This window comes from Nostoc sp. C96 (assembly GCF_059384975.1).
The window spans coordinates 3,462,040-3,487,346 of sequence record NZ_CM182020.1 but is presented as its reverse complement, the minus strand read 5'-3'; the positions used below and the strand labels follow the sequence as shown (position 1 = coordinate 3,487,346).

Here is a 25,307-nt window from a genome sequence, read left to right as displayed (position 1 = left end):
GGCAGGTGTCATAACAATAATTTTATCTCCGACAAGATTGATACAAAGTTCAAGAAAAACATTTCGGAATTATCTAAGTGAATATTATGTTACAGTCTCTTGCTATGATTTGCCATCTTTTGGTTAAGCAGAGGTTAATAAATTGCATCAAAAACTACATTTTTTCTTTTGTGCTGATATAAATTATTAACTTATATTAGAGCAATTGCTTTCATTATAACATCTGCAAATACTCGATACAGGCTGGTTTTAGAGTTTAGATAATTTTACTCACAAGCAAAGTCTACCGAAATATTACTGAAGACTTTGATGATTTTTACTATGCCACTCAGCATAACAAGCAACCAATTAAAATTGGCTAATCATAATTAAATGAGCAGATAAAAATATACTCTCAATCAGCATAGACATATTCACTGACTAGTAATTGCAAATTCAGTAATCACACGAAAAATAAATTTGTTAATTTACTATACTAGTGTTATGTAACATTACTTTGGGTTTGTCAATCTATACATAGGTAGAGTACAAATACCTGAAGAATTAGAGCAGGCGATCGCCAAATATTTCTGATTTACGACTATTAAATAAATCAAAGTTTGATGACAAATTCATTACATAAAAAACCGCCACTAAATGATGGCGGTTGTCTGGTTAAGCAATCGGAGGGTAATTAAAGATTACTCTGGGAATTTTAGAGTTGCTGTAGCCGAATTTGCACTTACTGATTCTCTAAAATTGCCCATTTAAACTAACCTCTGCTATATGTATTCATCGGTTCCTTGATAAATCGAATGTAAAGATGTTTAAACGTAGACTTGATCACGCGGGGCATAGCAAAATCAATTGGCATTAATTTATCTGGTAAGCGCCAATCTGAGATTTGTAATAAATCAGGATGTAACAGCGGAAATTCAATTTCATCTAGTTCAGGACAAACCCCAAGTCTTTGGGAAGCAGCAACAGTTGGAACTTGCTGAGGTGAAACATTGAGAATTTCTAACATCGCCCTATCTAAAGCAAATACATTTGATGCTGCGGCTAAAATTCCTAAATTCCTAGGTTCTCCACCACTAGGGCCATTGCCTTCATGACCAATAATGCCATCTAAAATTGTCAAATCTGGGTTGATTGTTTTAGCCGTTTCTACTAACATCTCTCCAAAACGGTTAGCATCTTTCCCAGTTTCCATGTGCCACCAAGCTTTCATCTTACCGGGAACGCAACCAAATAAATTTTTCACGCCCATTGTTAAAGTCAATTGCAGATGTGATTTAACTTTGGGCAAATTAATAATTACATCAGCTTCCATCGCCTCTTTGCACAGTAGCAAATGGTTGAAATTTTCGCTGACTGTTTGGTAACGCTGACCATGAAATTCGACGATGGGAAGATTGAGTTCTTGAATTAAAGGTAGATAACCATTCGCAATGGCGACTCCCTTCGCACTTCCAAAAGCGGGACTATCGCCTAAAAACGGTTTACCACCAGCTTCGATAACCATTTTGGCAACTTCGTAAACCAGTTCAGCGCGGGTAGTACATTCCTTGGTAGGACGTGCGCCTGTGAGGAGATTAGGCTTGAGTAATACCTTTTGTCCGGGTTTGACAAAAGCGGTTATTCCTCCCAAGGGTTCTAGCAAAGTGGTTAAAGATTCCCGTAAAGCTGCGCTTTCGTAAGACGTAGCCCTAATTAAGCTGACAGATGGTTTGTATGTCTGCATAGGTAAATAATTGCGTGTAGTGAAGATAGGAGAAAGATAAATTTCTTTCTTGTTCTATCTTCCTACGTTGTTTGAATCGATAGATTAAGATTCTGTCTTGAGGGGTACAATACTACTCATTTGTTCTAGATTTAACACTTCGGCTAATTGGGCTTCTGTCATCAGCCCTTTTTCTAAAACAATCTGTCGTAAAGATTTACCACTAGCTAAGGATTCTTTGGCGACTTCCGCAGCATTGAGATAACCAATATGATTGTTGAGTGCGGTTACTAAAGCTAAACTACCTTCAGCATAAGCCAAACAACGATCGCGGTTGGCAGTAATATTTTGAATACAGCGTTCTGTCAGCACGGCGATGGTATTGCCCAGAATTTCAATGCTGTGAATCAGATCATAAGCAATTAACGGCATCATCACATTCAATTCTAATTGTCCCGCTTGGGCGGCAAGAGCGATCGCACTGTCGTAACCCATCACCTGGAAACACACCATTGATGTCATCTCTGCCATCACTGGGTTATATTTTCCTGGCATAATCGAGGAACCTGGTTGCACTGGGGGAAGTTGAATTTCCTTCAAACCAGTTTTCGGCCCAGAGTCCATCAATCGCAAATCGTGAGATATTTTGACTAAATCCTGGGCTAAGTTGCGTAAAGCCCCAGAAACGTTGACAAACGGTGCCATACTCTGCATAGCTGCCATTAGCTGAGGTGCAGGTTCTAAAGGCATATTCAGCAATTCTGAGAGAACTTCCACCACACGGGCGCGATACAAAGGATGGGTATTCATCCCTGTACCCGACGCACTACCACCCAAACCCAGCACCATCAAATCTCCAGATGCAGTATAGATGCGGTTTTGATGGTCTGTGAGAATTTGCGCCCAAGCTGCAAAAGTATCACCCAAACGCACAGGTACAGCGTCCTGCATGTGGGTTCTGCCAGATTTGACAATATCTTGAAATTCTACCGCTTTGCTTTCTAAGGCAGCGATCGCTTTTTCTAAAGCTGGGTGCAATGTATGAGTCAGTGCTAATAAACCACCAATCCGAATCGCTGTGGGGATGACATCATTGGTAGACTGGCCGTAGTTTACATGGTCGTTAGGATTAACTTTTTTGTAATTACCTTTTTCATCACCGAGAATTTCTAACGCCCGATTTGCTAAAACTTCGTTAACATTCATGTGGTGAGAAGTTCCAGCACCAGCTTGATAAACATCTACCACAAACTGATCGCGTAATTGTCCGGCGAGGATTTCATCGGTGGCTTTGACAATTGCTTGACTAACATCTTGAGAAATACAGCCTAATTCACCGTTAACAATTGCAGTAGCTTTTTTAATTATCAAGCAAGCATCTACGTAAGTAGGTAAAGGTTTGATACCGCTGATAGGGAAGTTTTCTGTGGCGCGTAAAGTTTGGATGCCGTAATAAACGTTACTAGAAATTTGGCGATCGCCCATTGAGTCGCGCTCAATGCGAAAATTTATATTGTCAGTCATACTATTGTTTTGGATGATCTCAAAATACAGATCATGCCATGTAAATGACCCTCAGGCCTTGTTTACTATCTGCAATCTTTCAGCAACAAATCAATTGATTTACGCTAAACTCCAGTTTAAATACGTGCAGGTAAATATTATGATTAAAACACCAACTCGCCGGATATCTTTAGAAGAATTTTTACAATTACCAGAAACTAAACCAGCAAGTGAATATATTGATGGTGAAATTATTCAAAAACCTATGCCTCAAGGTAAACATAGCATACTTCAAGGTGAATTAGTTACGACAATTAACGGTGTAGGCAAACCTAAAAAGGCTGCACGTGCTTTTCCAGAACTACGCTGTACTTTTGGTGGACGTTCCACTGTTCCAGATGTCGCTGTATTTGCTTGGAATCGGATTCCAGTAGATGAAAAGGGTAACATTGCCAATGTTTTTAATACATATCCAGACTGGACAATTGAAATCCTCTCTCCTGAACAAAGTACAACCAAAGTTACCAAAAACATTTTACATTGTTTAAATCATGGTACTAGCTTAGGTTGGTTAATTGATCCAGAAGAATATTGTGTTTTAGTTTATCCGCCTCACCAGCAAATAATATATTTAGAAAACGAAGAAGATATATTACCAGTTCCCGATTTAGTCAGGGATTTAAATTTGACATTGGGGCAATTATTTGGTTGGTTAAAATTATAAATAATTCCTCAACCCAAATCATGACTTTACCCAACTGGATTACTTTTTCTCGCCTTCTGGGTGTCCCATTTCTGCTATACGGTTTGTATAATCCTACTTCTCAGGCTAGGTGGATATGTTTGGCGATTTTTCTTGTGGCGGCGTTAACTGACTGGTTAGATGGATATTTAGCGCGGAAACTCAACCAAGTTAGTGATTTAGGTAAATTTTTAGATCCTTTAGTCGATAAATTTTTGGTGCTTGCGCCGTTGATGGTATTGATTGAGTTAGGGAAAGTTCCAGCTTGGGGAGTGTTTTTGATTTTAGCGCGAGAATTAGCGATCGCAGGTTGGCGGGTGAATCAAACGACGATCACCGGGGCGAATATTTGGGGTAAGCTGAAAACGGTGAGTCAAATAGTAGCGATCGCATTTTTGATTGCACCTTTATCATCACAATGGCAAACTCTATCATTAATTGCCTTTTGGATTTCGGTTGCTTTAACTTTAATATCAGGGTTGATTTATCTTTTACCGCCAAAGGTGAGTACTGTGGAGTAAAATTTAAACGCAGAGGTGCGCTAAGTTTACGCGTAGGTACTCGGAGTTTTTAATGAGAATTAATGAAACATTTTGGTCTTTTTCTAGCAATGAGATAATCGTCTTCTAAAATTGAGATTAAATATTGACCATAGCTACTTTTAGCCATTGGTTTAATTAATTCTTTGAGTTGATTAGCATCTATATAACCTTGATTGTAGGCAATTTCTTCAATACAAGCTATTTTTAATCCTTGCCGTTCTTCTAACGTTTGGATAAAATTAGCAGCTTGATGTAAAGATTCATGAGTTCCTGCATCTAACCACGCATATCCTCTACCTAAAAGCTCAACTCTTAATTTTCCTTGCTTTAAATAAGCCATATTCACATCAGTGATTTCTAGTTCATTCCGCGCCGAAGGTTGAAGATTAGCTGCAATTTCTCCAATTTGAGCATCATAAAAATAAATTCCGGGAATTACATATTTAGATTTGGGTATTGCAGGTTTTTCTTCTATTCCTGTTACCCAACCATCCGCATCAAATTCAATCACGCCATAAGGCCGCGGATCTTTTACTTGATAGCCAAAAACCAGTCCACCTTCTTTTAGTTGTGCGGCTCTCAGTAATACTTCTCTTAAACCATTACCATAAAATAGATTGTCACCCAAAATTAAGCAGACTGGCTGATTGGCAATAAACTCTTTTCCTAAAATAAAAGCATGAGCTAAACCTTCTGGATAAAGCTGTTCAATATAGCTAAACTGTAAACCCCATTGACTACCATATTTTAAAAGTTCCTGTAATAATGGCAAATCATTTGGTGTAGAAATAATTAAAATTTCTCGAATTCCTGCCAACATTAATACAGACAAGGGATAATAAATCATCGGCTTGTCATAAATCGGCATAAGTTGTTTACTCACAACATTAGTAATCGGATAAAGACGTGTACCAAAGCCACCCGCTAAAATAATTCCTTTCATTTGCGATTTTCGTAGTTTTGTTTCAACCAGTTTAGGTAAGTTGCTGAACGTACTTGATTGACCCAATCTGAATTATCAAGATACCATTGCACGGTTTTTCTTAAACCACTATCAAAGTTTTCTTGAGGTTGCCAACCTAAATCACGCCTGATTTTACTACAATCAATTGCATATCTTCGGTCATGTCCAGGGCGGTCTGGAACAAAATTTATCAAAGAGGAATAGGAAAAATTAGGTTTTGGTACTAATTCATCAAGTATGGCACAGATTTTGTTTACAACTGTTAAATTTGTTTGTTCGTTCAGTCCACCAATATTATAGGTTTCACCAATTTTTCCCTGTTGGAAAACTAAATATATAGCCTCACAATGGTCGATCACATAAAGCCAATCTCGAATATTCTGGCCATCACCATATATAGGTAAAGGCTTACCATCTAGAGCATTTAAAATTATCAAAGGAATGAGTTTTTCGGGAAATTGACGCATTCCATAATTGTTTGAGCAATTGGTTGTTAAAGTAGGCAATTTATATGTGTGATAGTATGCCCGCACAAAATGATCCGCTGCGGCTTTAGAAGCGGCGTAAGGACTATTAGGTGCGTAGGGTGTATCTTCTCGAAAGGCTGGGTCATCAGGTTGAAGTGAGCCATATACTTCATCTGTAGATACGTGTAGAAACCGAAATTGTTGCTGTTTTTCTGGTGAAAGTTTTTGCCAATAAAATCGACTGGCTTCTAGTAAATTAAATGTACCAAATACATTAGTTTGAATAAAAAGCTGCGGACTAAAAATAGAGCGGTCAACATGAGTTTCCGCAGCGAAGTTGATAATTACATCAGGTTGATATTGATTTAACAAATAACTCACTAATTCAATGTTACTAATATCGCCTTGCACAAAATGATAGTTGTGATCGCCTTTTAATTCCGCCAAATTTTCTAAGTTACTAGCATAGGTTAGTTTGTCTAAATTAATAATGTTAAACCAATTATTTTTTCGGGCTAAAAGAATAAAGTTTGCACCGATAAATCCAGCACCACCAGTTACTAATGCTGTGAGCATACATCTTTAAGATTTGATTTATTATTTAACTTATATATAATTGAACTTATATTAAGTATGTTTCTATAAACAAAACTAACACTAGACGAAATCTCTATTTATTTTTACTCCTCCGAATAATAATAATATGTATCAAACAGACCCTCCTCGTCCCGCAAAAAAATTCTTACCTACAATGTATGAGCTTCCTAGTGAAGATCCAAAGGAACCTGGCTTGCCCGACCAATTTCATATTTGGCAATCTCGCCTGTTAGAAGACACTTTCTCTCCACCAGAATACCCTGGAGATGAAATATTTATTGCTAGTGATTTAAATCTCTATTATGACCCTCACTATCCACTATGGTACAAGCACCCAGACTGGTTTGCGGTTGTAGGTGGTTCTCGTCTTTATGAACAAAAAGATTTACGTTTAAGTTACGTGATGTGGCAAGAAGGTATTGCACCTTTTGTAGTAGTTGAATTCCTATCTCCAGGAACAGAAAAAGAAGATGTGGGACAAACTCTGCGGGAGGTTAACCAACCGCCAACAAAATGGGAAGTTTACGAACGACTTTTGCGAGTTCCTTACTATATTGTCTTTGACCGCTACACTGATAAATTACAAGCTTTCCAAATGATCGCAGGGCGCTACAGTGAAATGGATTTAACTACACCAAGAATTTGGATGCCGAGTTTACAGTTGGGGTTAGGACTTTGGCAAGGAACTTATCAAGGAATTGAGCGATTGTGGTTACGCTGGTATGATGCAGATGGAAATTGGATTCCTACTCCCGTGGAGCAGGAAAGCCAGAAGGCTGAACAATTAGCCGCAAAGTTAAGAGAATTGGGAATTGATCCCAACCAAATATAAATCGCTACACGGCTTTTAAAATATCGTCATCTACAGAGAAATCAACTTCTTTCTTATCCCTGCCATTGGCTAGATAATCATTGTTCAAGGAATCTGTTAACCCAGAAATTAAATCATATTCGGGCTGCCAATTTAATTCTGTTTGCGCTTTTTGTACCGATGCGAAGAAATGTTGAACGCGCATCGGAAAAGCTTTGCGCTTGCCAAAATCAAACTTTTTCGGGTCGTAGTGAACTATTTTAATTGCATCTGGTGATTTGCCAGCCGCTACAGCGCAAGCACGGGCTAAACCATCAAAAGTCAGGAAGCGATCGCCTGAAATATTATAAATCTGTCCCATCGCTTTTTCATTACCCACAACCAAAGACATGGCTGTTGCTAAATCTTGCACATGACCTAACTGGGTAATATGTAATCCATTACCCGGAATGGCAATTGGGCGATCGCGCACAATTCTATCAAAAAACCAGCTTTCTAATTCGTTGTAATTACTCGGCCCGTAAATATACGTTGGGCGAATAGAGGTAAAGGGTAAGCCTTGTTCAGCCAAGTAAGCTTCTGTTTCATGTTTACCCTTATGACGACTTTTAGGGTCTACCGCATCCCCTTCAACATGGGGTAACTGGTCAGATTTGAGATATACTCCCGCCGAACTCATGTAAATAAACTGCTGCACTCTACCTTGGAAAATTTCTGCCAATGGCTGACTATCACTGAGTTCTCGACCATTATTGTCAAAAATGATGTCAAAATTTTCTTGTGATAATTTTTCTTTCAGCTGTGCTGCATCCGTGCGATCGCCTATAATTTGTCCTACTCCTGACGGTACAGAACGATTACCACGATTGAACAGTACCACCTCATGGCCTTGTTTTAAAAGTATTTGAGTTAGGTAAACACCAATGAACCTAGTGCCACCCATAATCAAAATTCGCATAAATTCCCCTTTTATATCTAATGCAGAGGCTAAAGGTTAGAGGTGAGAGGTTAGAGGCTAGAGCTTAGAAGTTAGATATATAAAATTATCTATCGGTTTTTGATACTCATCCCTAGTCCCTAGCCCCTCATCCCTACGCCCCATGTCCTACTACCCCATTTGAGGTTATCAGGTTGTTGCATCCCTCTGGAACCACTTGTGCTGGAATTCCGTCGGAAGTTCAATCTGGGGCGCTTCCTTACAATTTGTCTGACTATATTTTCCACCTACTCAAGTTAACTGTGTCCTTGAAATATGCTCTGGTTCATGAGTGGTTAACACCTAAAGCCACCGGTGGTTCAGAACTAGTTGTACAAGAAATTCTGAATCACGTTGATGCTGATTTATATGCCCTAATTGACTTTGAATCCAGCAATTCTGAAAGTTACTTGTACAAACGTCAAATTGGTACGACCTTCTTACAAAACTTTCCTTATGCGAGGAATGGAGTGCAAAAATATTTGCCTTTGTTACCCTTGGCAATTGAACAACTGGATTTGCGTCAATATGACGTAATTTTGTCTTCTTCTCATGCTGTAGCTAAAGGAGTTCTAACTACCCCTGACCAGCTGCATATTTGCTACTGTCACAGTCCTATGCGTTATGCCTGGGACTTGACTTTTGATTATCTCCAGCAAAGTAAACTAGGTAGTGGTTTACCAGGGTGGTTAACAAAGCATCTACTACATCAGTTGCGCCAGTGGGATGTCTTAAGTGCCAATCGCGTTGATTACTTTATTGCCAATTCCCAGCACACAGCGAGAAGAATTTGGCGTTGCTACCGACGAGAAGCCGCAGTTATTTATCCACCAGTTAATGTAGAAGCTTTTCCGCTTTTTCTCCAAAAAGAAAATTTTTACTTGACTGTTTCCCGTTTAGTTAGCTATAAGCAAGTATCTTTAATTGTCCAAGCTTTCAATAAATTGCAGTTACCATTGGTCATAATTGGTACAGGTTCAGAAATGGAAAAAATTCGCCAAATCGCCAACTCTAACATTAAAATACTGGGTTGGCAGCCTGATGATGTAGTAAAAAAATATATGGCTCAAGCCAGGGCATTTGTGTATGCAGCTTGTGAAGATTTTGGCATTGCCTTAGTAGAAGCACAAGCTTGTGGTACTCCAGTAATTGCTTATGGGGCTGGGGGTGCTTTAGAAACAGTGCAGGATGTGCGATCGCACAAAGAACAAGGAACTGGTATATTTTTTCCAGAACAAACAGTAGCAGCCTTGACAGAGGCAGTGGAAAAATTTGAAATGTATCGCAATGCCATCAATCCTGAGTATTTGCGATCGCACGCTACCCAGTTTTCACCGCAAGTTTTTGCACAGCGTTATCTAGATTTTCTCAACAAGTGCCACAAAAACAGACCCTACTTAGAATAATGGTCGAAATTTGTGTACGGAAATTGTGTATGCTTTTGGAACTTCCCTCCAGAAGCACCTCATTTTGGCTTTAAGATTGGGACTATGTGTGGTGTGGATTATTAAGGAGTATGATGACTGCCCAGAGCTCACTCCTCTCCGGCAAGCGAAGCCTACGGCAAGACGCTAGCTCGTCTACGCGTACTTTCTTAAAACGTAGTAAAAAAACCAAGACACCCAAGGTAAAACCCAAGGGTTTGTCCGTTCAGGCTTTAAACGGAGAGTTTGTTAAGCGACTATTCGACATCGGGTTTTCGCTATCAGTACTGATTTTGTTTTTTCCCCTTTACTTAATTTTGGCCTTACTGATTGCACTAAGCTCAGAAGGCCCGATTTTTTATGTCCAAGAACGGGTAGGTAAAAACTACAAACGCTTCAATTGTATTAAATTCCGCACAATGGTGAGCAATGCAGACGAAATACTCGTGCAAATGATGGAAACATCGCCCCAATTGCGGCAAGAATTTGAAAGCAGTTTTAAGCTGAAACATGACCCGCGAATTACCACAATTGGGAGATTTCTCCGTATTACTAGCTTGGACGAATTTCCTCAATTTTGGAATGTTTTAAAAGGAGACATGAGCGTCGTTGGGCCGCGCCCCCTAGTAACAGAAGAATTACCAAAATACGGGAATCACATTGGTCAGATATTAACAATCCGACCAGGAATTACTGGCTTGTGGCAGGTTTCAGGACGTAATGACATCCCTTACCCCAGAAGAGTTCAAATAGACCTACACTATGTGAAATTTCGGAATTTCTGGCTTGATTTGTGGATAATACTCAAAACGATTGATGTGGTCATCATGCCTAAAAATAACGGAGCTTACTGAGCAAGACTCAACATTGATCATAGGGGCAATAAATGCCCCTATTTAACTATCTATTTAGTCTTCTAGTTTCAATTTTTACCAGTCTTTAAGCCAACAACCTAATAAATAAATCCCTCAAATTTTCAATTGATCTAGGCTTAACAAAAATCAAGACTATATAAAGTTTTGGTAAAATTTACGCAATAAATTAAAAATTTACTCCAATCATTGAGTTAATCTACTCAAAATTGACTTGTTAAATAATTCTTAATTAAGTATATTTGTTTACGGCAAAATTCTGCTATCAATTAAGACCCGTAAGTTTCCCATTAGGCAATTTAGCCATTAGCTGCTAGGTTGTATCAGTTGGAATGGAACTATACAGATCAAAAATCACAAGGGATAATTGAGCATGGTGCAAACTAAGCGAGCGTTGATTACTGGTATTACAGGTCAAGATGGTTCATATCTAAGTGAGTTTTTGTTAGAGCAAGGTTACGAAGTTCATGGAATTATTCGTCGGACTTCCACCTTCAATACAGACCGCATTGATCATATTTACGAAGACCCCCACAAAGATGGTGTGCGGTTATTGCTTCACTATGGTGACTTGACGGATGGTACAACGCTGCGACGAATTTTAGAAGAAGTTCAACCAACCGAAATATACAATTTGGGAGCGCAATCCCATGTGAGGGTGAGCTTTGATTCACCAGAGTATACAGTTGATGCAGTGGGTATGGGTACACTGCGTCTATTAGAAGCGATTCGAGATTATCAGCAACGCACTGGTACTGAAGTCCGTTTCTATCAAGCCGGTTCTTCCGAAATGTATGGTTTAGTCCAAGCAGTACCGCAAAGCGAGACAACACCATTTTATCCCCGCAGTCCTTACGCTTGTGCAAAAGTTTACGCTCACTGGCAAACAGTAAATTACCGCGAATCTTACAATTTGTTTGCTTGTAACGGTATTTTGTTTAACCACGAGTCTCCACGCCGTGGAGAAACTTTTGTTACCCGTAAAATTACCAGAGCAGTAGCGAGAATTGTAGCTGGCAAGCAGAAAAAGCTGTATATGGGTAATCTTGATGCTAAACGAGATTGGGGTTACGCAAAAGATTACGTCCGAGCTATGTGGTTGATGTTACAAAAAGAACAGCCAGATGATTATGTAATTGCAACTGGTGAAACCCACTCAGTGAAAGAATTTTTAGAGTTAGCTTTTGGTTACGTCAATCTCAATTGGCAAGATTACATAGAGTTTGACGATCGCTACCTGCGTCCCGCCGAAGTAGACTTATTGATCGGTGATCCTACTAAGGCAAAACAAAAGTTAGGTTGGGAACCGTCAGTTACCTTTGAAGGATTAGTCTCCCTCATGGTGGAAGCAGATTTACAAGCATTGGGTCACACTTCACCCAATGGCAATGGTTCATCAATGCCTGTAGATATTGCTACTATTCGTCAAGAATTGGGCGCTCTCCACTTCTGATTCACACCTCTGAGGATAAAAATATGACCGCCTTAGAACTGAAAAACAAAAGGATTCTCGTCACAGGTGGGGCGGGATTCCTCGGTCGTCAGGTAATAGATCAGCTGTGTAAGGCTGGGGCTGATAATGCGAAAATTACAGTACCGCGATCGCGTGAATGTGACATCCGTGTTTGGGAAAACTGTCAACGCGCAGTTGACCAACAAGATATCATTATCCATCTAGCGGCTCACGTCGGTGGCATTGGTCTCAACCGCGAAAAGCCAGCAGAGTTATTCTACGACAACTTAATTATGGGAACCCAGCTAATTCATGCTGCCCATCAAGCTGGAGTAGAAAAATTCGTTTGTGTTGGTACAATCTGTGCCTACCCTAAATTTACACCAGTGCCATTTAAAGAAGATGACCTTTGGAATGGCTACCCAGAAGAAACTAACGCACCCTACGGTGTGGCGAAGAAGGCGTTGTTAGTTCAGCTGCAATCTTACCGCCAGCAATATGGATTCAATGGAATTTACCTATTACCTGTGAATTTATACGGGCCAGAAGATAACTTTGACCCCAGAAGTTCTCACGTAATTCCCGCATTAATTCGCAAAGTTCACGAAGCCCAAATTAACGGAGATAAACAACTTCCAGTTTGGGGTGATGGTAGTCCTACCCGCGAGTTTCTTTATTCTGAAGATGCAGCACGGGGAATTGTTATGGGGACGCAAAACTACCATGAATCGGAACCAGTGAACTTAGGTACTGGTTATGAAATCACCATCCGTGATTTGATTACCCTGATTTGCGAATTGATGGAGTTTGACGGTGAAATTGTTTGGGAAACCGACAAACCCAATGGTCAACCCCGCAGATGTTTAGATACAGAACGCGCCAAGCAAGCTTTTGGCTTTACCGCACAAGTTGGCTTTAGAGAAGGGCTGAAAAATACCATTGATTGGTATCGTCAAAACGCTGCTTAAATACAATACAAATGCTCTAGGCTAGGTTTGTAGAGACGCTGCTACGCAGCGTCTCTACAATTTTTATGAATAGATTTTTATATGGATATAGTTGATATACAGCTAGATAAAGTTAAACTACGCCGCACATTACTAAAAAAACGGCAATTGATGTCTGTTGAAGAATGGAGAGAAAAAAGCGATCGCATTTGCACTCAAATACAAACTTTTATTTTTTATAGTGACGCAAAAACAATACTCGCATATTTCAGCTTTCGCCAAGAACCTGATTTAAGTCCCTTATTTGCAGATACTAAATATCAATGGGGATTTCCGCGCTGCGTTGGTAATTCCCTATCTTGGCATATTTGGCAATCTGGAGACTCACTGCAAATTAACAGCTATGGTATTAGCGAACCATATACCGATGCACCAACTATAGACCCTAGTGAAGTCGATTTAATTCTTGTGCCTAGTGTAGCTTGCGACTCTCGCGGATATCGCTTGGGTTATGGTGGTGGATATTATGACCGCTTACTCAGTTCTCCTGAATGGACAAATAAATCAACTATAGGTATAGTATTTGATTTTGCTTACTTGCAGCGAATACCGATCGCACCTTGGGATAAACCTCTAAAAATTGTTGTGAGTGAAACTGGCTTGACTGGAAAAGATTAAAGCTTCAGGATAATGAAGACACATAATCAAATATTTTCTATGAATAATCCAGTATCATCTACCACTGAGCAGGAAGCACTGCTTGATGAGATTATAGCAACTAGTCTTCAAGCTCAACAGCAAACAGGCCCAGACCTCCGCCAAATTCATAGCAAAAGTCATGGACTCCTTTGGGGAGAGTTGATTATTGAACCCCATCTTTCTGAAGACTTGAGAGTAGGTTTGTTTAAAACCCCTCAAACTTATCCTGTGTGGATTCGTTTTTCTAATGGTGGTGCGCCTCAAAAACGTGGTACGTTCAACTCCGATAGCCAGCCTGATGTTCGCGGTATCGCCATCAAGGTGATCAATGTAGATGGACAAAAAGTGCTAGATGACGAAGAAAAAACACAAGATTTTATTCTCAACAACTATCCTATTTTCTTGACTAAAGATGTTCGTGATTATGCCGATTTAGCCAAAGCAGGTAGTGGACAACTTACACCAGAGCGAATGGAAGAACTGACTTACGCCTTTGCTATTTTGCAAAAAATTGGTAGTAAGAAGATAGGTAATCCACTTTTAATTCAATATTGGAGTATGGCTCCATTTAAGTTTGGCGATAAATTTGTCAAATTTTCCGTCAAACCACAACAGCCGGAACAACCTCCCGAAACAATTCCAGAATCGGAAAACTACCTACGGGAAGCAATAGTCAAATATTTGACGCTAGAAGGTAAAGAAGCCTCTTTTGACTTCCTGATTCAGTTTTATATAGATGATGAAAAGACACCAATTGAAAACCATATTCAGGAATGGCAAGAAGCAGATTCACCATTTATTAAAGTTGCAACTGTGCGTATTCCTAGTCAAAAATTCGATTTTGAAGAACGCAAGCGTTTAGATGAAGGTATGTTATTCTCACCTTGGCATACACTCTTAGAACATGAGCCTGTTGGCAGTGTGAATCTCTCGCGCAAGCGGCTTTACAGCGAACTTGCACAATATCGCCGAGAGCAAATTGCCCAACGCTTGCGGGAACCACAACCTCATACAGTAGTTCAAGATGAACCACTGTAAATCAGATTGAAACTGCTTAAGTTCAGGGGTTATATTATATTCGATAGCTTGCGTTAGAGACAATTGTTTCTGACGCAAAAAATACAAATTTATGTAGATAGAGATATGTAATTATCGATGATCTTTACATTGCAAACTTTAGTAGATGGCACAATAAGTTTAGAGATTTTTGATTGCAGAATTACGTTTTAATTATTTGAATAATTCCAGGTTTATAATTAGATTTCCAATTATAAAAATTAGGTTAATTATGAAATTTATCAAGCACAATCCCAAATTAAATATTTTATTAATTTATATAGTTTTAGGAGCGATCGCACTATTAACACTATTTCCGCTGCTGTGGTTAATTAGTACAGCGTTGAAATCACCCACCGAAAATATATTACAGTCGCCGCCACAATTACTTCCTAGCCAACCGACCCTAGGCAATTTTGTGAGTGTTTGGCAATCTTTACCATTTGCCCAATATTTATATAACAGTACTTTGGTTTCTGTACTGACTGTTGGTTTAAATTTATTATTTTGTGCTTTGGCTGCTTACCCTTTAGCCAGACTATCATTTCCAGGGAGAGACTGGATTTTTGTGGCGATCGTCTCGACAATCATGATTCCCTTTCAGATTGTCATGATTCCCTTATACATCCTGACAGTCCAGCTAGGTTTAGTAAACACCTATTGGGGAATGATGTTTCCTAGTTTAGCCTCGGCTTTTGGCATTTTTTTACTGCGACAAGCTTTTATAGGTGTTCCTAAAGAAATTGAAGAAGCTGCGCGGATGGATGGTAGTTCAGAGTTAGGCTTGTGGTGGCACATAATGTTACCAGCCATTCGTCCTGCGTTAGTAACTCTAGCAATTTTCGTTTTTATCGGCTCTTGGAGTGATTTTCTCTGGCCGTTAATTGTTATTCAAGACGAAAAACTCTATACCTTACCTTTAGGCGTGGCAAAATTAGCGGGTACTTTTTCTTTAGACTGGCGCTTAGTAGCTGCTGGTTCGATAATTTCCATCGCCCCAGTACTAATATTATTTCTGTTTTTACAACGCTACATCGTACCGACTGAAACTGGTAGTGGTGTTAAGGGTTAATTTTAACTAACAAGCTCCACTCTTATTCAATACAACCCAGATGGTTTTAAATATCAGCATCAGGTCATAAACTATAGACCATTTACGTTGATAATCAACATCCATTTTTACAATAGTTTCAAAATCTTTGATGCTGGAACGTCCATGAACTTGCCATTCTCCCGTCATACCTGGCTTAACTTTTAATCTTTCCCAGTGATGCGGTGCATAGTGTATAACTTCATCAGGCGTAGGGGGGCGCGTTCCCACTAAGCTCATTTCTCCCTTGAGAACATTCCAAAACTGGGGAAATTCATCTAAGCTAGTACGACGCAAGAATTTACCAATGGGAGTGATGCGGGGGTCATCAACAGCTTTAAATATGTGACCTTGAGCTTGATTTTTGACCAAATGCTTGATTTGCTCGGCATTTACTACCATTGAACGGAACTTCCAAATACGGAACGGCTTACCGTTGATACCACAGCGAATTTGAGAGTAAAATATGGGGCCGGGACTAGTGGTTTTGATGATAATTCCTATAGGAATTGCCACAATGCTTGTGATGATTAGTCCAACAATAGCCCCTAGAATGTCTATTAATCTTTTTGTGATGCTTGAGGTTGATCTGTGTAAGGGCTGTTTGACAAAATTAGCTGCTGGACGTTGATTAGCAAGAGCTAACACATCTACAGCATAACCTCCTGTATGAGGATTAACAGTAGGTCTTGACATCATAAGAAGTTACAGTTAAAGAGGGTATCGTGATCTGCCTACATCTGTACTGAGTGATAATATAAACAAAAATTGCAGCAGTAATAAATTTCGCACTCAAAATTTATCCAATCTTTGAATTCAATGGCGGATTTTAAATTTCTGGTATTGAATGTATAAAGTGATTCTAGTTAAAAGACTATTAATACCCACATACTAGCTGCCAACCCAATAGTTGCTAAATGTTGCCAAAAAAGCGATCGCAACGGTTGACGGGCTATTTTTTGTGTTAATACCATGGTTAAAAGCACGGAGAAAATTAAAGTAGCGCCTTGCAAAAAGCTGATGACTGCTGGATGTGCTATCAATACAGGCAAATGTGCGCTATTCAAGCCAAAAGTAGCCAAAGTCACGGGTAAAATTCGCCCCCCTTCTGCCAAACCTAAATGTAGGTAGTGAGCTAAATTTCCGCCTAGCACCAATGGTAAGTAGCTATATGCAAGTTCGGTGAATGATTTTGGCTTGCGTTGAAAATTGAATAGCTTGATCAAACCATATCCTACCCAAGCCACAGCAGCGGGGATAAGTAAAACTAAGAGTGATAACCCTAAATGCTGCCAAAAATCATTTAAATCCAGTTGCAGACCCAACCATGACTGCAATTCTGGTAAACGATGCAGATATACACCACCCCAGAGTAAAAATAACAATGCAACCTCATATTTGCGTGGTACATGAGTTGTCCACAGTTCAATTCCGGGGGGACGCAAGTTAAATTCAACGGAACGATGGGGACAGGCTTTTAAACAAGTCATGCACAAAACACAATCTCTGTTATCTTCTAACTGGGCTGGATGAGAATATAACGGACAGCCATTGGTTTCCATACCTTCGCCTTTTTGCGGCCCACCTTTATAACATTGATAGGTGGTGCAGGTAGCAGAACAAATACCTTGTTGCGCCCGTAGTTCCGTCATAGAGAGTTTGGCAAATAAACCATTCATTCCGCCGATGGGGCAAAGATAGCGACACCAAAACCGCCGTTCAAATATGGCGGAGAAAATCATGGCTCCGGCGGTAATTAACAACAGCAAACAAGCAGATAAGTAAGCTGTGTTTTCTAAGTGCCAGAGTTCTTCCCAAAGGAAAATTAAAGTAAATAAGCCAAATAAAAACCATCCGCCCCATTTCTCGGCTTTTTCTCGCGGCCAGCGTTTGAGTTGACGGGGAAATAACCACAGAGATAGCTTTTGGGTAATTTCGCCGTAAATCATGAAAGGACAGACGCTACACCACACGCGACCTAAAAAGGGAAAGATCAATAAAAAGAATGGCCACCACCAAGCCCAAAATAAATTTAAAGCAAAATTGCGATCGCGTGTTTGCGGCCCCACAAATAACACTGCAATGAGGATGGGAAAAACTACCACAGTAAAGCCATAGTTAATCCGGTCGGGCCACCAGTCACTGCGTAAGAACTTCCGCAACCCAGGATAGGAATTCAACAAGTTGACGCGAAATTCTTTTTTCTTGGTTTGGGCTGACCAGAAGATTTCTTCGGTTAATTCTTGTCTTACTCCAGCTTGAACAATTGCTCGTTCTACTAAATTTTTTAACTCCTTGAGATTGCCAGGAAAGTCATAGGACTGCAAGCGACGTAAGGCTTCTGGTGTAACACGGGGTTTTGGCAGTCCGCGCGATCGCACATAAAGACTGATGTAATATTCTACCTGTGCTTTAATATCAGTTTTTCGCACGCGCACTGGCGGGACTTTAATTACCCGACCGACGCAGCGTTCAATTTTCGATTGAGTTTTCTCGGAAATTATCAAAATCCGGGCTTGACTGGAACGAGGTGCAGCGGTTGGTTCGCCAGTACGAGTTACGGGGTTATAAGTGCCTGTTTTGATTAACTGCACCATTGCTGGTAATAATTCTGGGGGCAATTCTTGGATGTTGTTGAGTACTAAAGTGCCTTCTCCCAACCATTCCAACAGGCCTGGTTTGCCACCTGCACGACCAAATAAGTCTATACCGCTAGTTTGGAGAATGCCACAATTGATTTTGATAATCGGTTCCCGACGTTTAGGTGAACCGTAGTGAATGAGAGCGGCTATATTATCCTTTTCTAAGCCTGGTTCACCGAAGATTTCTACAGATTTGCGGTCAGCGGCGGCTTCTCGTATTTGTTCGCGTAAGCGTACTGCATAGCGACTTGTACCCACAATACCCCGTTGAGCTTTGGTAACTAAATAGGGACGCAACGCAACAGAACGTTCTTGTTCGTAAGTTAAAGCTGATGTGACTTGGGCTAATTCTTGCGCTAAAGAGCGAGATAAGGCTTGGGTTATTTCTGGGTATTGGCTGGCTAAGGTGCGAAATTCCGCCGCCGGGATAGCCCATAAATGACATTCCATGAGGGCAACAATTGTCGATGGAGTTAACTCATCTAACAGCAGTTCTTTGAGGTTAATTACTGCCCCTGGAAGAAAGCCACAAGCGGGGGCAAAGTTACCTTTGTTGCTAGTCTCGCTTTCAATGTGACCGTCTTTAAGGATATAAAGGGCTTCCGGGGGAGTACCTGCGCTGACTAAGTGACTGTCTTCTGGTACAACTGTTTCTTCTAGAGCTTGGGCGATCGCATTCAACGCCGCAGATGAGAGAATTCCTAAAGTCGTATGTTCTTGTAGCCAAATGACTATTTCTTGTGATGTCATTGTGGGTTATCCGTGCAGGCTGCTTGCTGTATAAATGGAATTATCCCTGATCGGAATGGTAAAAGTACTGTGTGATGAGTTTGTCTGATGTGCCTAATCTTTGGGTTCCCTTGGCGCTTTTAGGTTTAATTGTCTTGGCGGCGCTATTTTTTACCCGTAGCTAGAATTATCTGCGATCGCATAATTTTCATATAAATGTGATAACACTGTCACATTCGCTTGCTATCTTATATTTCAGTAAACAAATAGTTTGCTTCTCACATCATACCGTCTGCCCTTTTGCTTTTGAAAAGCAGTAGGGCTTTTTCAATACATCATCTTATTTGATAATTTATTTTAAGCTAATTTTTAGGTATCACTATAAACTAACTTTTAGGTTTCAATTCTAAATTGATTATGTAATTTTTATCAGTATTAGTATATACATACATCAGCCATTAGCTAGGTTATTTCTCTATCTAATGGAGGAATGAATATACCTCAAATAAGTACTAAATAAGATACTATTCCGATCACCTGACGAACTATAAATTTGAATCTTCTCGTTGCTATTTAGCGGCGGGAGATTTTTTCATAGGAGGTTATAAGTTACAGAGTTAGCAAAATCATACTCTTTTCTACTCCCTACTCAAAATCAAACCAGACTACTAAGGATTACAATACATACATTGGGCTGGGTCAGCAAATTCTCTACCATTAGGAAATAATTTTTCTTGCTTAAAACCACATTTTTGACAATGATAAATAACTGAAAGTGTCAAACTAGTGGGTATAGAACACATTTCACATGGTAGACCTGCTATTTTTTCAGTTATGGCAAAACCAGGTGCAGAACATTGTGGACATAAGCTTTTAGTTTTATTTAATAAATCTAAGGTGGCTTTGGCAATATTTTTCATGCGGGTTGGATTATAAAGCGCCCGCATATCTGTTTCTACGCTAACTTTACCATCTACAGAATTATTCAAGGCAGTTTGGATAGTTTCTTGGAGTTTTGCTGCTGTTGTAATTCCTTTGATTATTTCCATACTATTTTTAGCAGAATCTTTCCAGGAAACAACAAGACCATGTTCAGGAAATCCCACTTTTTTAGCAAAATCGTATGCTTCTGGGAGATTTTCAACGACCTGATGATTAAAGTTCGTTTCTATAGAAAATTCCTCGCCAATAATTTCTATCTCGTTTTGTTTATCTAATAAAATAACAATTTCTCGATTGGAGTAAATGTATGGTACAAGTGGATGAGGTACAAAACTACCTTCACTAGCGATCGCTAAAGTTTCACCAGTCAAGTTTAACGCTTTTTCCGCTTTTAATTTTGCGGCTGTAATTTGATTTCCAGGGCGTTTTATTTCTCTAGTAAATGTGCCAAAAACATCAGTATTAAAATTAGTTGGTACTATAGTTTTAATATCTAATTCTTGTTCTAATAATGGCGCAATCACCTTTTCTTTTTGGTGCATTGTCGCAATTACACCAACTCTTTTGCTAAATAATTGCTGAATTTGCATTGTGCAATTACCTCTTAATACGAATTAAAATAAAGCATAGGTGCGCTAACAAAGTTAAACGCACCCGAAAGAATTAAGTTTCTCAATTCATATCAGATGAAAGAGGAATTATCTTACCCAAATTTTTTGTGAAAGAGCTACTTCTCTAACTTTGTTCTTGAGGAACTTGGTTTATCTGCGCCATCAATTGTTCTTTATCACGCTTGCGTTTCTTAGCGTATAGCTGAATAGTAACCGCCATGAAAATTATCAAACCAAAAATCCCCCAAGCGGTGATATCTGTTGGTAGATTATTTTTGAATACAGCCAATAGTACAATCACCACCAACATAACTGTAGGTGCTTCGTTTAAAGCTCGTAATTGTTGACCACTCCAGCGACATTCATCCTTCGCTAACTTTTTCATCAAACGACCGCAGTAATGATGATAAGCCAATAAAATGGCAACAAATAGCAGTTTGAAGTGTAGCCAACCTTGTTTTAAAACCTCTGGTTCGGTACTCAGCAAACCTATCGCCATCGCTACTGTAACTAACATTCCGGGAGTAGTGATAATGCGATAAAGACGTAGTTCCATGATTTGATACTGATTTTTCAGTATCGTGCGTGCTGGTTCTGGTTCTTGTTCGGCTTCAACATGGTAGATAAACAGACGCACGAGATAAAATAACCCAGCGAACCAAACTACAATGCCAATAATATGAAATGCTTTAAACCAAGAATAAGCCATGAATTCTCTTCTCCATTAAGGTGGCTTTAATACATCGTAAGTTATGAAGTAGAAGGCAGGAGTAACAACCTTTGATATCAGCGAATATCTTTGATTTGCATTTTACATTTGATTATGTCTACCTACTTAGTTAACTTTCTACATTCGCTTAAGTTCGCATTAAATGCTGTGCCAAATCATCTAATTAGCTATTGGTTAAACACAGATAAATTATCTATATTTATCTATGGGTTCGTTTTTTATAATATTGATTTTTGCCAAATTTATTTCTGACTAATTATTTACACGTCTGACAAAAGGCAATAAGTCTTCTAAAATTGTTTTATGGTAATGTTCTTGAGGGTAATGCCCAACATTATTAAGCTTTACTAATTCTACATTGGGGGCAGAATCACTAAATTTTTGTGCTATGTCTATGGATAACCAAGGGTCAATCATGCCCCATTGAAGTAGAATTGGTTGTTCCCATTTTTGAAAGCCAGATTCAATTTCTGTCATTGCTTCTGGTAGTTGTAAATTACGGATAGTTGATAACAAACCTCTACCAGCCGCAGATGTTTTCAAAAAAGGTCGGCGGTAAATGTCTAAATCTTTATCTTCGATGCGGTAGCGACTACCACCTTCTAGGGTGCGGTCAACTAATAATGGGTCTTGCGTCATCATTTCACCTGCTAAAGGTAAACCCATTTGTTTGATTTTCCAAGGTAATTTAGCAGTAGTTGAAATCGGTGCATTTAAAATAGCAATGTTGGCAATTTTTTCAGGATGTCTCAAGGCATATTGTAAGCCAACAGAACCTAAAAATCCTTGAACAACTAAAGAAAATTTTTCGATTTTTAGTTCTTGAATAAATCTGTCTAAAGCTGTAATAAATGCGTCAGGAGTGTAGGCAAAATCACGTTTTTCTGGCATTGAAGAAAAGCCATAACCAATCCAATCAGGTGCGATCGCTCTTGTTCCTTGACTGGCTAAAGCTGGTAGAATATTACGCCAGCTATAACTTTGAGACACTATTCCGTGCAGTAAGATTACAGGTACTAAATCACTTTGTCCAATCGGTTCAGCTTCCCGATAAAACCACTCTAATGAATCAATTTTTACTTTATTTTCGGTTACAGACACGCTACTTTCCTAATAAAAACTGAGAATTCAGAATACAGAAGGAATATTAATTCTGAATTCTGACTTCTAAATTCTCAAATAATCATCTCACGAATCGCAGATGCTGTTGCAGGTGCTAGTAACACACCGTTACGATAATGTCCGGTGGCGAGAAGGACATTGTTAAATCCTGGCAGTTTTTCAATTATTGGTGCTGGGCAACCTTCTGGGCGGGGGCGTAACCCTGACCATGTACGGGTAATTGTGGCTGAGGCGAGTTCTGGACAAAAGGCGATCGCTTGTTGTCTAACATCGTCTAATAGTTGATGATTAGGTGGGATTTCATCGCTATCAGTCGGAAATTCCACCGTTGCGCCTAGCCAATAATTTCCGCCACCTACAGGAACGATATGTACATCATTGCAGGTAATCATCGGCTGAAACTCAGGATTACCGATGGGATTTGCTAAATGTACTTGTAATGCTTGTCCTAGAACAGGGCGGATATCAACTTTTTGGTTTAACTGGGCTGTTAGTAGTGTGGAACCCAGTCCAGCAGCCACCACAATCCAATCAGCGGCAATTTCTCCTGCTGTAGTTTCGATTGATTTTGGTGAGATATTTAGAACATTCACACCAAATTGGAAGTTCACGCCTTTTTTTTGGGCAGCGTCCACTAAGGCTAAGGTAAGGGCGGTAGGGTCAAGTTGACGGTCTTGAGGTGAATAAACTGCGCCAGTGATTTTGTCATTATGGACTTGGGGACACATACTCTTGAGTTTCGCCCTGTCCCAAATTTCTAGATTCCAACCTTGGGAATGACGAATTTCTACTAATTTTTCCCAATTCTCAAAATTTTCCTCTTCCCAACACAAGTGAAGTATACCTTGACGATTGAAAGGGATGTTACGCCCAGTTAATGCTTCCAAGTCAGGAATTAAAGTTTCGTAGCGTTCAATACTAGTTTGCCGCAACCGCCAAGCTTTGCCCTTGATTTTTTGACTGATAGCACCCATCAAAACCCCAAGGGCTGCACCTGTGGAAGCTTGTGCAGGTTGTTGTTGGTCAATAACAGTAATTTGTAACCCTGTTACTTGACTCAGTTCATAGGCGATCGCGGCTCCAATGACACCACAACCGATAATAATTACATGACTCATTGCTTGAATATTGAAGAGTTATGAGCTAGAACCGCAAGACGGAAGTCAAAAGGAGCCAGTGCGTTGGGGAGACAGCGCGGTGGGCGGGTTTCCCGACTTAAAGCGACTGTCGTCGGCTTTGCCGACTTGTAGACGCGCTCTGCGCGGCTTCTCGCAGAGTAGCAACTGGCGTTCAAAAGTCAAAAGTCAAAAAGCTTACTATACAGGCTTCTTCATTTCCGACTTCAAACTTCAGCCTTTGTTCTTCTAACTCATAACTTATCACTCAAAAATCACTGCTTACGAATCAGCTTGCTTGTTACCTTCAGGCAACAGTTGTAGAAATTTGTCAACATCTGTAAAAGCAGCTTTGTAGTTACTTGAGGCCAGTAGACTATTGCCATTACTAGCCGCTTGATCGACTTTCACCAAGTGATTTAATAAATCTTTGGTGATTTGACGGGCTGTGGTTTGGTCTTTGGGTAAAAGATGGGGTGTGATGTAAGTCATGGTCAGTCTAGCTTCTGCCATTGGGCCATGAATAAAGTTACCCACCTTGATCCACTCATTTTTTTGGATGAGGTCTTTTAGTTCGTCTGCGCGATCGCGCACAGTCTGAATTTCAGGCACATATTCCTGAATTTGGGCAATTTGATCTGCTGTATAAGTTGGAGGTGCAACGGCGACCCCAGGGCCACCACAACTAATGAGGAATGTAGCTAATAATACCAGAATGATTGAGAAAATCGAGCGTTGACGCGCCATAAACTGAACTTAACTTTTTTTAACGTTTGCCAGCTAACAGTGTAATTTTAGATCGCCAGGGTAATTTATCGTTCTAGCCAGTAGATGATTTTGCGGAAAATTCTCAAATTTTTCTTAGACCATTATTGAACGAGGGTAAAGTCTCAGACACTTTCCTAAAATTTTAAGTATAATTACTCATATATCTATATCTGAAGTTTCATACTTCATATTTCACACTTCATACTTCATACCTGAGTAATTGTTAAGGAAAGGTAATCTTTTAGTTGCGAAATTTAAAACGTCTTGATAAGCTGAAACACTAATAAGATAAGCTTTCTGGCGGTTTTCTGTCGTCGCATTGCCCTTAGCTGACTAACTATTTAGGAGTGTTTTTTAGTGAACGCATCTGAACAGGCAACTAACCTTGAACTAGCCAGCAAGATTGCCACGGTAGTTAATTTATTCAAATTCCAGTTTCCTGATGCGAAATCGGATTTGAAACCTTGGAAGAATGACCCCGAAACCAGAGAATTAGTTGATCCAGATTCGATAGACATTGGCTTTCACTTTCCTGGAATCAGCAAATCCTGGCGTAGTCGTAGTGTATTAATTCAAATTCGCTTTCATCAAGATCCAATCACAAACTTACGTCGGGCAATTGGCATAGAAGTAGCTGGATTTGATCATCGTGGTGAAGCGTGGCGACTTTCGACAGTGGAAAACTGGAACATTGTGGGTGAATCTGTACCGTCTCTACAAATCGGCGACAAGCTAAAACAATTTTGTCGGCAGATTTTAGAACTGTTTAATGAGAAGTCTGAAGTCTGAATTCTGAAATTTCC

At 39.7% G+C, this 25,307-nt stretch carries 23 protein-coding genes; 11 read left to right on the top strand and 12 right to left on the bottom strand.

What is annotated here, in order from left to right; genetic code table 11:
* Positions 1 to 751: 751 nt before the first annotated feature.
* Both AC504W_RS14810 and AC504W_RS14805 read right to left on the bottom strand, forming a co-directional pair.
* The gene (locus AC504W_RS14810) at positions 752 to 1,723 is read right to left on the bottom strand and encodes an Npun_F2552 family protein (protein ID WP_494873088.1); all 972 of its coding nucleotides are present in this window, start codon (positions 1,721 to 1,723) and stop codon (positions 752 to 754) included.
* An 84-nt stretch (positions 1,724 to 1,807) separates the two neighbouring features.
* Positions 1,808 to 3,226 carry an aspartate ammonia-lyase gene (locus AC504W_RS14805; RefSeq protein ID WP_494873087.1) on the bottom strand — a complete coding sequence of 473 codons (1,419 nt, stop codon included), beginning with the start codon at positions 3,224 to 3,226 and terminating at the stop codon, positions 1,808 to 1,810.
* A gap of 139 nt (positions 3,227 to 3,365) precedes the next feature.
* Between AC504W_RS14805 and AC504W_RS14800 the strand changes: the two genes are divergently transcribed.
* Positions 3,366 to 3,929, top strand: coding sequence for a Uma2 family endonuclease (locus AC504W_RS14800; RefSeq protein WP_494873086.1), 564 nt, complete (start codon positions 3,366 to 3,368; stop codon positions 3,927 to 3,929).
* A gap of 20 nt (positions 3,930 to 3,949) precedes the next feature.
* Positions 3,950 to 4,468, top strand: coding sequence for a CDP-diacylglycerol--glycerol-3-phosphate 3-phosphatidyltransferase (pgsA, locus tag AC504W_RS14795; protein ID WP_494873085.1), 519 nt, complete (start codon positions 3,950 to 3,952; stop codon positions 4,466 to 4,468).
* Between the two features lie 49 nt (positions 4,469 to 4,517).
* Here pgsA and rfbA read toward each other — a convergent pair whose 3' ends face one another.
* Both rfbA and rfbB read right to left on the bottom strand, forming a co-directional pair.
* Positions 4,518 to 5,432 carry a glucose-1-phosphate thymidylyltransferase RfbA gene (gene rfbA, locus AC504W_RS14790; RefSeq protein WP_494873084.1) on the bottom strand — a complete coding sequence of 305 codons (915 nt, stop codon included), beginning with the start codon at positions 5,430 to 5,432 and terminating at the stop codon, positions 4,518 to 4,520.
* Positions 5,429 to 6,496: a dTDP-glucose 4,6-dehydratase gene (gene rfbB, locus AC504W_RS14785; RefSeq protein ID WP_494873083.1), complete on the bottom strand. Its 1,068-nt coding sequence runs from the start codon at positions 6,494 to 6,496 to the stop codon at positions 5,429 to 5,431. The genes rfbA and rfbB overlap by 4 nt, the downstream gene beginning before the upstream one ends.
* Before the next feature lie 127 nt (positions 6,497 to 6,623).
* On the opposite strand from rfbB, the gene AC504W_RS14780 reads away from it, so the two are divergent.
* Positions 6,624 to 7,349, top strand: coding sequence for a Uma2 family endonuclease (locus tag AC504W_RS14780; protein WP_494873082.1), 726 nt, complete (start codon positions 6,624 to 6,626; stop codon positions 7,347 to 7,349).
* A gap of 4 nt (positions 7,350 to 7,353) precedes the next feature.
* On the opposite strand, the gene AC504W_RS14775 is transcribed toward AC504W_RS14780, so the two are convergent.
* Entirely contained in the window at positions 7,354 to 8,286 is a 933-nt protein-coding gene (locus tag AC504W_RS14775; protein ID WP_494873081.1) for an NAD-dependent epimerase/dehydratase family protein, read from the bottom strand.
* A 281-nt stretch (positions 8,287 to 8,567) separates the two neighbouring features.
* Here AC504W_RS14775 and AC504W_RS14770 point away from each other — a divergent pair, with 281 nt between their 5' ends.
* The 7 genes from AC504W_RS14770 to AC504W_RS14740 all read left to right on the top strand — a co-directional run bounded on the left by AC504W_RS14770 (position 8,568) and on the right by AC504W_RS14740 (position 15,827).
* Positions 8,568 to 9,710: a glycosyltransferase gene (locus tag AC504W_RS14770; RefSeq protein WP_494879663.1), complete on the top strand. Its 1,143-nt coding sequence runs from the start codon at positions 8,568 to 8,570 to the stop codon at positions 9,708 to 9,710.
* A gap of 113 nt (positions 9,711 to 9,823) precedes the next feature.
* The gene (locus AC504W_RS14765) at positions 9,824 to 10,582 is read left to right on the top strand and encodes an undecaprenyl-phosphate galactose phosphotransferase family protein (protein ID WP_096584941.1); all 759 of its coding nucleotides are present in this window, start codon (positions 9,824 to 9,826) and stop codon (positions 10,580 to 10,582) included.
* 391 nt (positions 10,583 to 10,973) lie between these two features.
* A complete protein-coding gene (gene gmd / locus AC504W_RS14760) occupies positions 10,974 to 12,053 on the top strand; it encodes a GDP-mannose 4,6-dehydratase (protein ID WP_096577489.1) in 1,080 nt (359 codons plus the stop codon).
* Positions 12,054 to 12,076: 23 nt separating this feature from the next.
* On the top strand, positions 12,077 to 13,021 hold the full coding sequence (locus tag AC504W_RS14755) for a GDP-L-fucose synthase family protein (protein WP_494873080.1): 945 nt from the start codon (positions 12,077 to 12,079) through the stop codon (positions 13,019 to 13,021).
* A gap of 81 nt (positions 13,022 to 13,102) precedes the next feature.
* Positions 13,103 to 13,678: a 5-formyltetrahydrofolate cyclo-ligase gene (locus AC504W_RS14750; RefSeq protein ID WP_494873079.1), complete on the top strand. Its 576-nt coding sequence runs from the start codon at positions 13,103 to 13,105 to the stop codon at positions 13,676 to 13,678.
* A 39-nt stretch (positions 13,679 to 13,717) separates the two neighbouring features.
* Complete coding sequence (locus AC504W_RS14745) at positions 13,718 to 14,737, top strand: catalase family protein (protein ID WP_494873078.1); 1,020 nt, start codon at positions 13,718 to 13,720, stop codon at positions 14,735 to 14,737.
* Positions 14,738 to 14,987: 250 nt separating this feature from the next.
* On the top strand, positions 14,988 to 15,827 hold the full coding sequence (locus AC504W_RS14740) for a carbohydrate ABC transporter permease (RefSeq protein WP_103126169.1): 840 nt from the start codon (positions 14,988 to 14,990) through the stop codon (positions 15,825 to 15,827).
* 6 nt (positions 15,828 to 15,833) lie between these two features.
* Here the strand turns inward: AC504W_RS14740 and AC504W_RS14735 are convergent, their stop codons facing one another.
* The 7 genes from AC504W_RS14735 to psbQ form a co-directional block, all read right to left on the bottom strand.
* The gene (locus tag AC504W_RS14735) at positions 15,834 to 16,544 is read right to left on the bottom strand and encodes a sugar transferase (RefSeq protein WP_494873077.1); all 711 of its coding nucleotides are present in this window, start codon (positions 16,542 to 16,544) and stop codon (positions 15,834 to 15,836) included.
* A 167-nt stretch (positions 16,545 to 16,711) separates the two neighbouring features.
* Positions 16,712 to 19,237, bottom strand: coding sequence for an AAA-type ATPase lid domain-containing protein (locus AC504W_RS14730; RefSeq protein WP_494873076.1), 2,526 nt, complete (start codon positions 19,235 to 19,237; stop codon positions 16,712 to 16,714).
* A 647-nt stretch (positions 19,238 to 19,884) separates the two neighbouring features.
* Positions 19,885 to 20,748: a DUF6671 family protein gene (locus AC504W_RS14725; protein ID WP_494873075.1), complete on the bottom strand. Its 864-nt coding sequence runs from the start codon at positions 20,746 to 20,748 to the stop codon at positions 19,885 to 19,887.
* A gap of 145 nt (positions 20,749 to 20,893) precedes the next feature.
* Complete coding sequence (gene hemJ / locus AC504W_RS14720; protein WP_096577471.1) at positions 20,894 to 21,478, bottom strand: protoporphyrinogen oxidase HemJ; 585 nt, start codon at positions 21,476 to 21,478, stop codon at positions 20,894 to 20,896.
* 273 nt (positions 21,479 to 21,751) lie between these two features.
* Positions 21,752 to 22,600 carry an alpha/beta fold hydrolase gene (locus AC504W_RS14715; RefSeq protein WP_494873074.1) on the bottom strand — a complete coding sequence of 283 codons (849 nt, stop codon included), beginning with the start codon at positions 22,598 to 22,600 and terminating at the stop codon, positions 21,752 to 21,754.
* A gap of 74 nt (positions 22,601 to 22,674) precedes the next feature.
* A complete protein-coding gene (locus AC504W_RS14710) occupies positions 22,675 to 23,739 on the bottom strand; it encodes an NAD(P)/FAD-dependent oxidoreductase (protein WP_494873073.1) in 1,065 nt (354 codons plus the stop codon).
* Between the two features lie 279 nt (positions 23,740 to 24,018).
* Positions 24,019 to 24,483: a photosystem II protein PsbQ gene (gene psbQ / locus AC504W_RS14705; RefSeq protein WP_494873072.1), complete on the bottom strand. Its 465-nt coding sequence runs from the start codon at positions 24,481 to 24,483 to the stop codon at positions 24,019 to 24,021.
* 378 nt (positions 24,484 to 24,861) lie between these two features.
* Here psbQ and AC504W_RS14700 point away from each other — a divergent pair, with 378 nt between their 5' ends.
* Entirely contained in the window at positions 24,862 to 25,293 is a 432-nt protein-coding gene (locus AC504W_RS14700; RefSeq protein ID WP_096577415.1) for a Tery_1686 family protein, read from the top strand.
* The last annotated feature ends 14 nt before the right edge of the window (positions 25,294 to 25,307 follow it).

Coding starts and splice junctions, on each gene's coding strand:
- AC504W_RS14750 (WP_494873079.1), top strand. CDS start 13,103: ATGGATATAGTTGATATACAGCTAGATAAAGTTAAACTACGCCGCACA.
- AC504W_RS14780 (WP_494873082.1), top strand. CDS start 6,624: ATGTATCAAACAGACCCTCCTCGTCCCGCAAAAAAATTCTTACCTACA.
- AC504W_RS14710 (WP_494873073.1), bottom strand. CDS start 23,739: ATGAGTCATGTAATTATTATCGGTTGTGGTGTCATTGGAGCCGCGATC.
- rfbB (WP_494873083.1), bottom strand. CDS start 6,496: ATGCTCACAGCATTAGTAACTGGTGGTGCTGGATTTATCGGTGCAAAC.
- AC504W_RS14810 (WP_494873088.1), bottom strand. CDS start 1,723: ATGCAGACATACAAACCATCTGTCAGCTTAATTAGGGCTACGTCTTAC.
- AC504W_RS14775 (WP_494873081.1), bottom strand. CDS start 8,286: ATGCGAATTTTGATTATGGGTGGCACTAGGTTCATTGGTGTTTACCTA.
- psbQ (WP_494873072.1), bottom strand. CDS start 24,483: ATGGCGCGTCAACGCTCGATTTTCTCAATCATTCTGGTATTATTAGCT.
- AC504W_RS14755 (WP_494873080.1), top strand. CDS start 12,077: ATGACCGCCTTAGAACTGAAAAACAAAAGGATTCTCGTCACAGGTGGG.
- pgsA (WP_494873085.1), top strand. CDS start 3,950: ATGACTTTACCCAACTGGATTACTTTTTCTCGCCTTCTGGGTGTCCCA.
- AC504W_RS14765 (WP_096584941.1), top strand. CDS start 9,824: ATGACTGCCCAGAGCTCACTCCTCTCCGGCAAGCGAAGCCTACGGCAA.
- AC504W_RS14745 (WP_494873078.1), top strand. CDS start 13,718: ATGAATAATCCAGTATCATCTACCACTGAGCAGGAAGCACTGCTTGAT.
- gmd (WP_096577489.1), top strand. CDS start 10,974: ATGGTGCAAACTAAGCGAGCGTTGATTACTGGTATTACAGGTCAAGAT.
- AC504W_RS14800 (WP_494873086.1), top strand. CDS start 3,366: ATGATTAAAACACCAACTCGCCGGATATCTTTAGAAGAATTTTTACAA.
- AC504W_RS14725 (WP_494873075.1), bottom strand. CDS start 20,748: ATGCAAATTCAGCAATTATTTAGCAAAAGAGTTGGTGTAATTGCGACA.
- AC504W_RS14730 (WP_494873076.1), bottom strand. CDS start 19,237: ATGACATCACAAGAAATAGTCATTTGGCTACAAGAACATACGACTTTA.
- hemJ (WP_096577471.1), bottom strand. CDS start 21,478: ATGGCTTATTCTTGGTTTAAAGCATTTCATATTATTGGCATTGTAGTT.
- AC504W_RS14740 (WP_103126169.1), top strand. CDS start 14,988: ATGAAATTTATCAAGCACAATCCCAAATTAAATATTTTATTAATTTAT.
- rfbA (WP_494873084.1), bottom strand. CDS start 5,432: ATGAAAGGAATTATTTTAGCGGGTGGCTTTGGTACACGTCTTTATCCG.
- AC504W_RS14805 (WP_494873087.1), bottom strand. CDS start 3,226: ATGACTGACAATATAAATTTTCGCATTGAGCGCGACTCAATGGGCGAT.
- AC504W_RS14735 (WP_494873077.1), bottom strand. CDS start 16,544: ATGATGTCAAGACCTACTGTTAATCCTCATACAGGAGGTTATGCTGTA.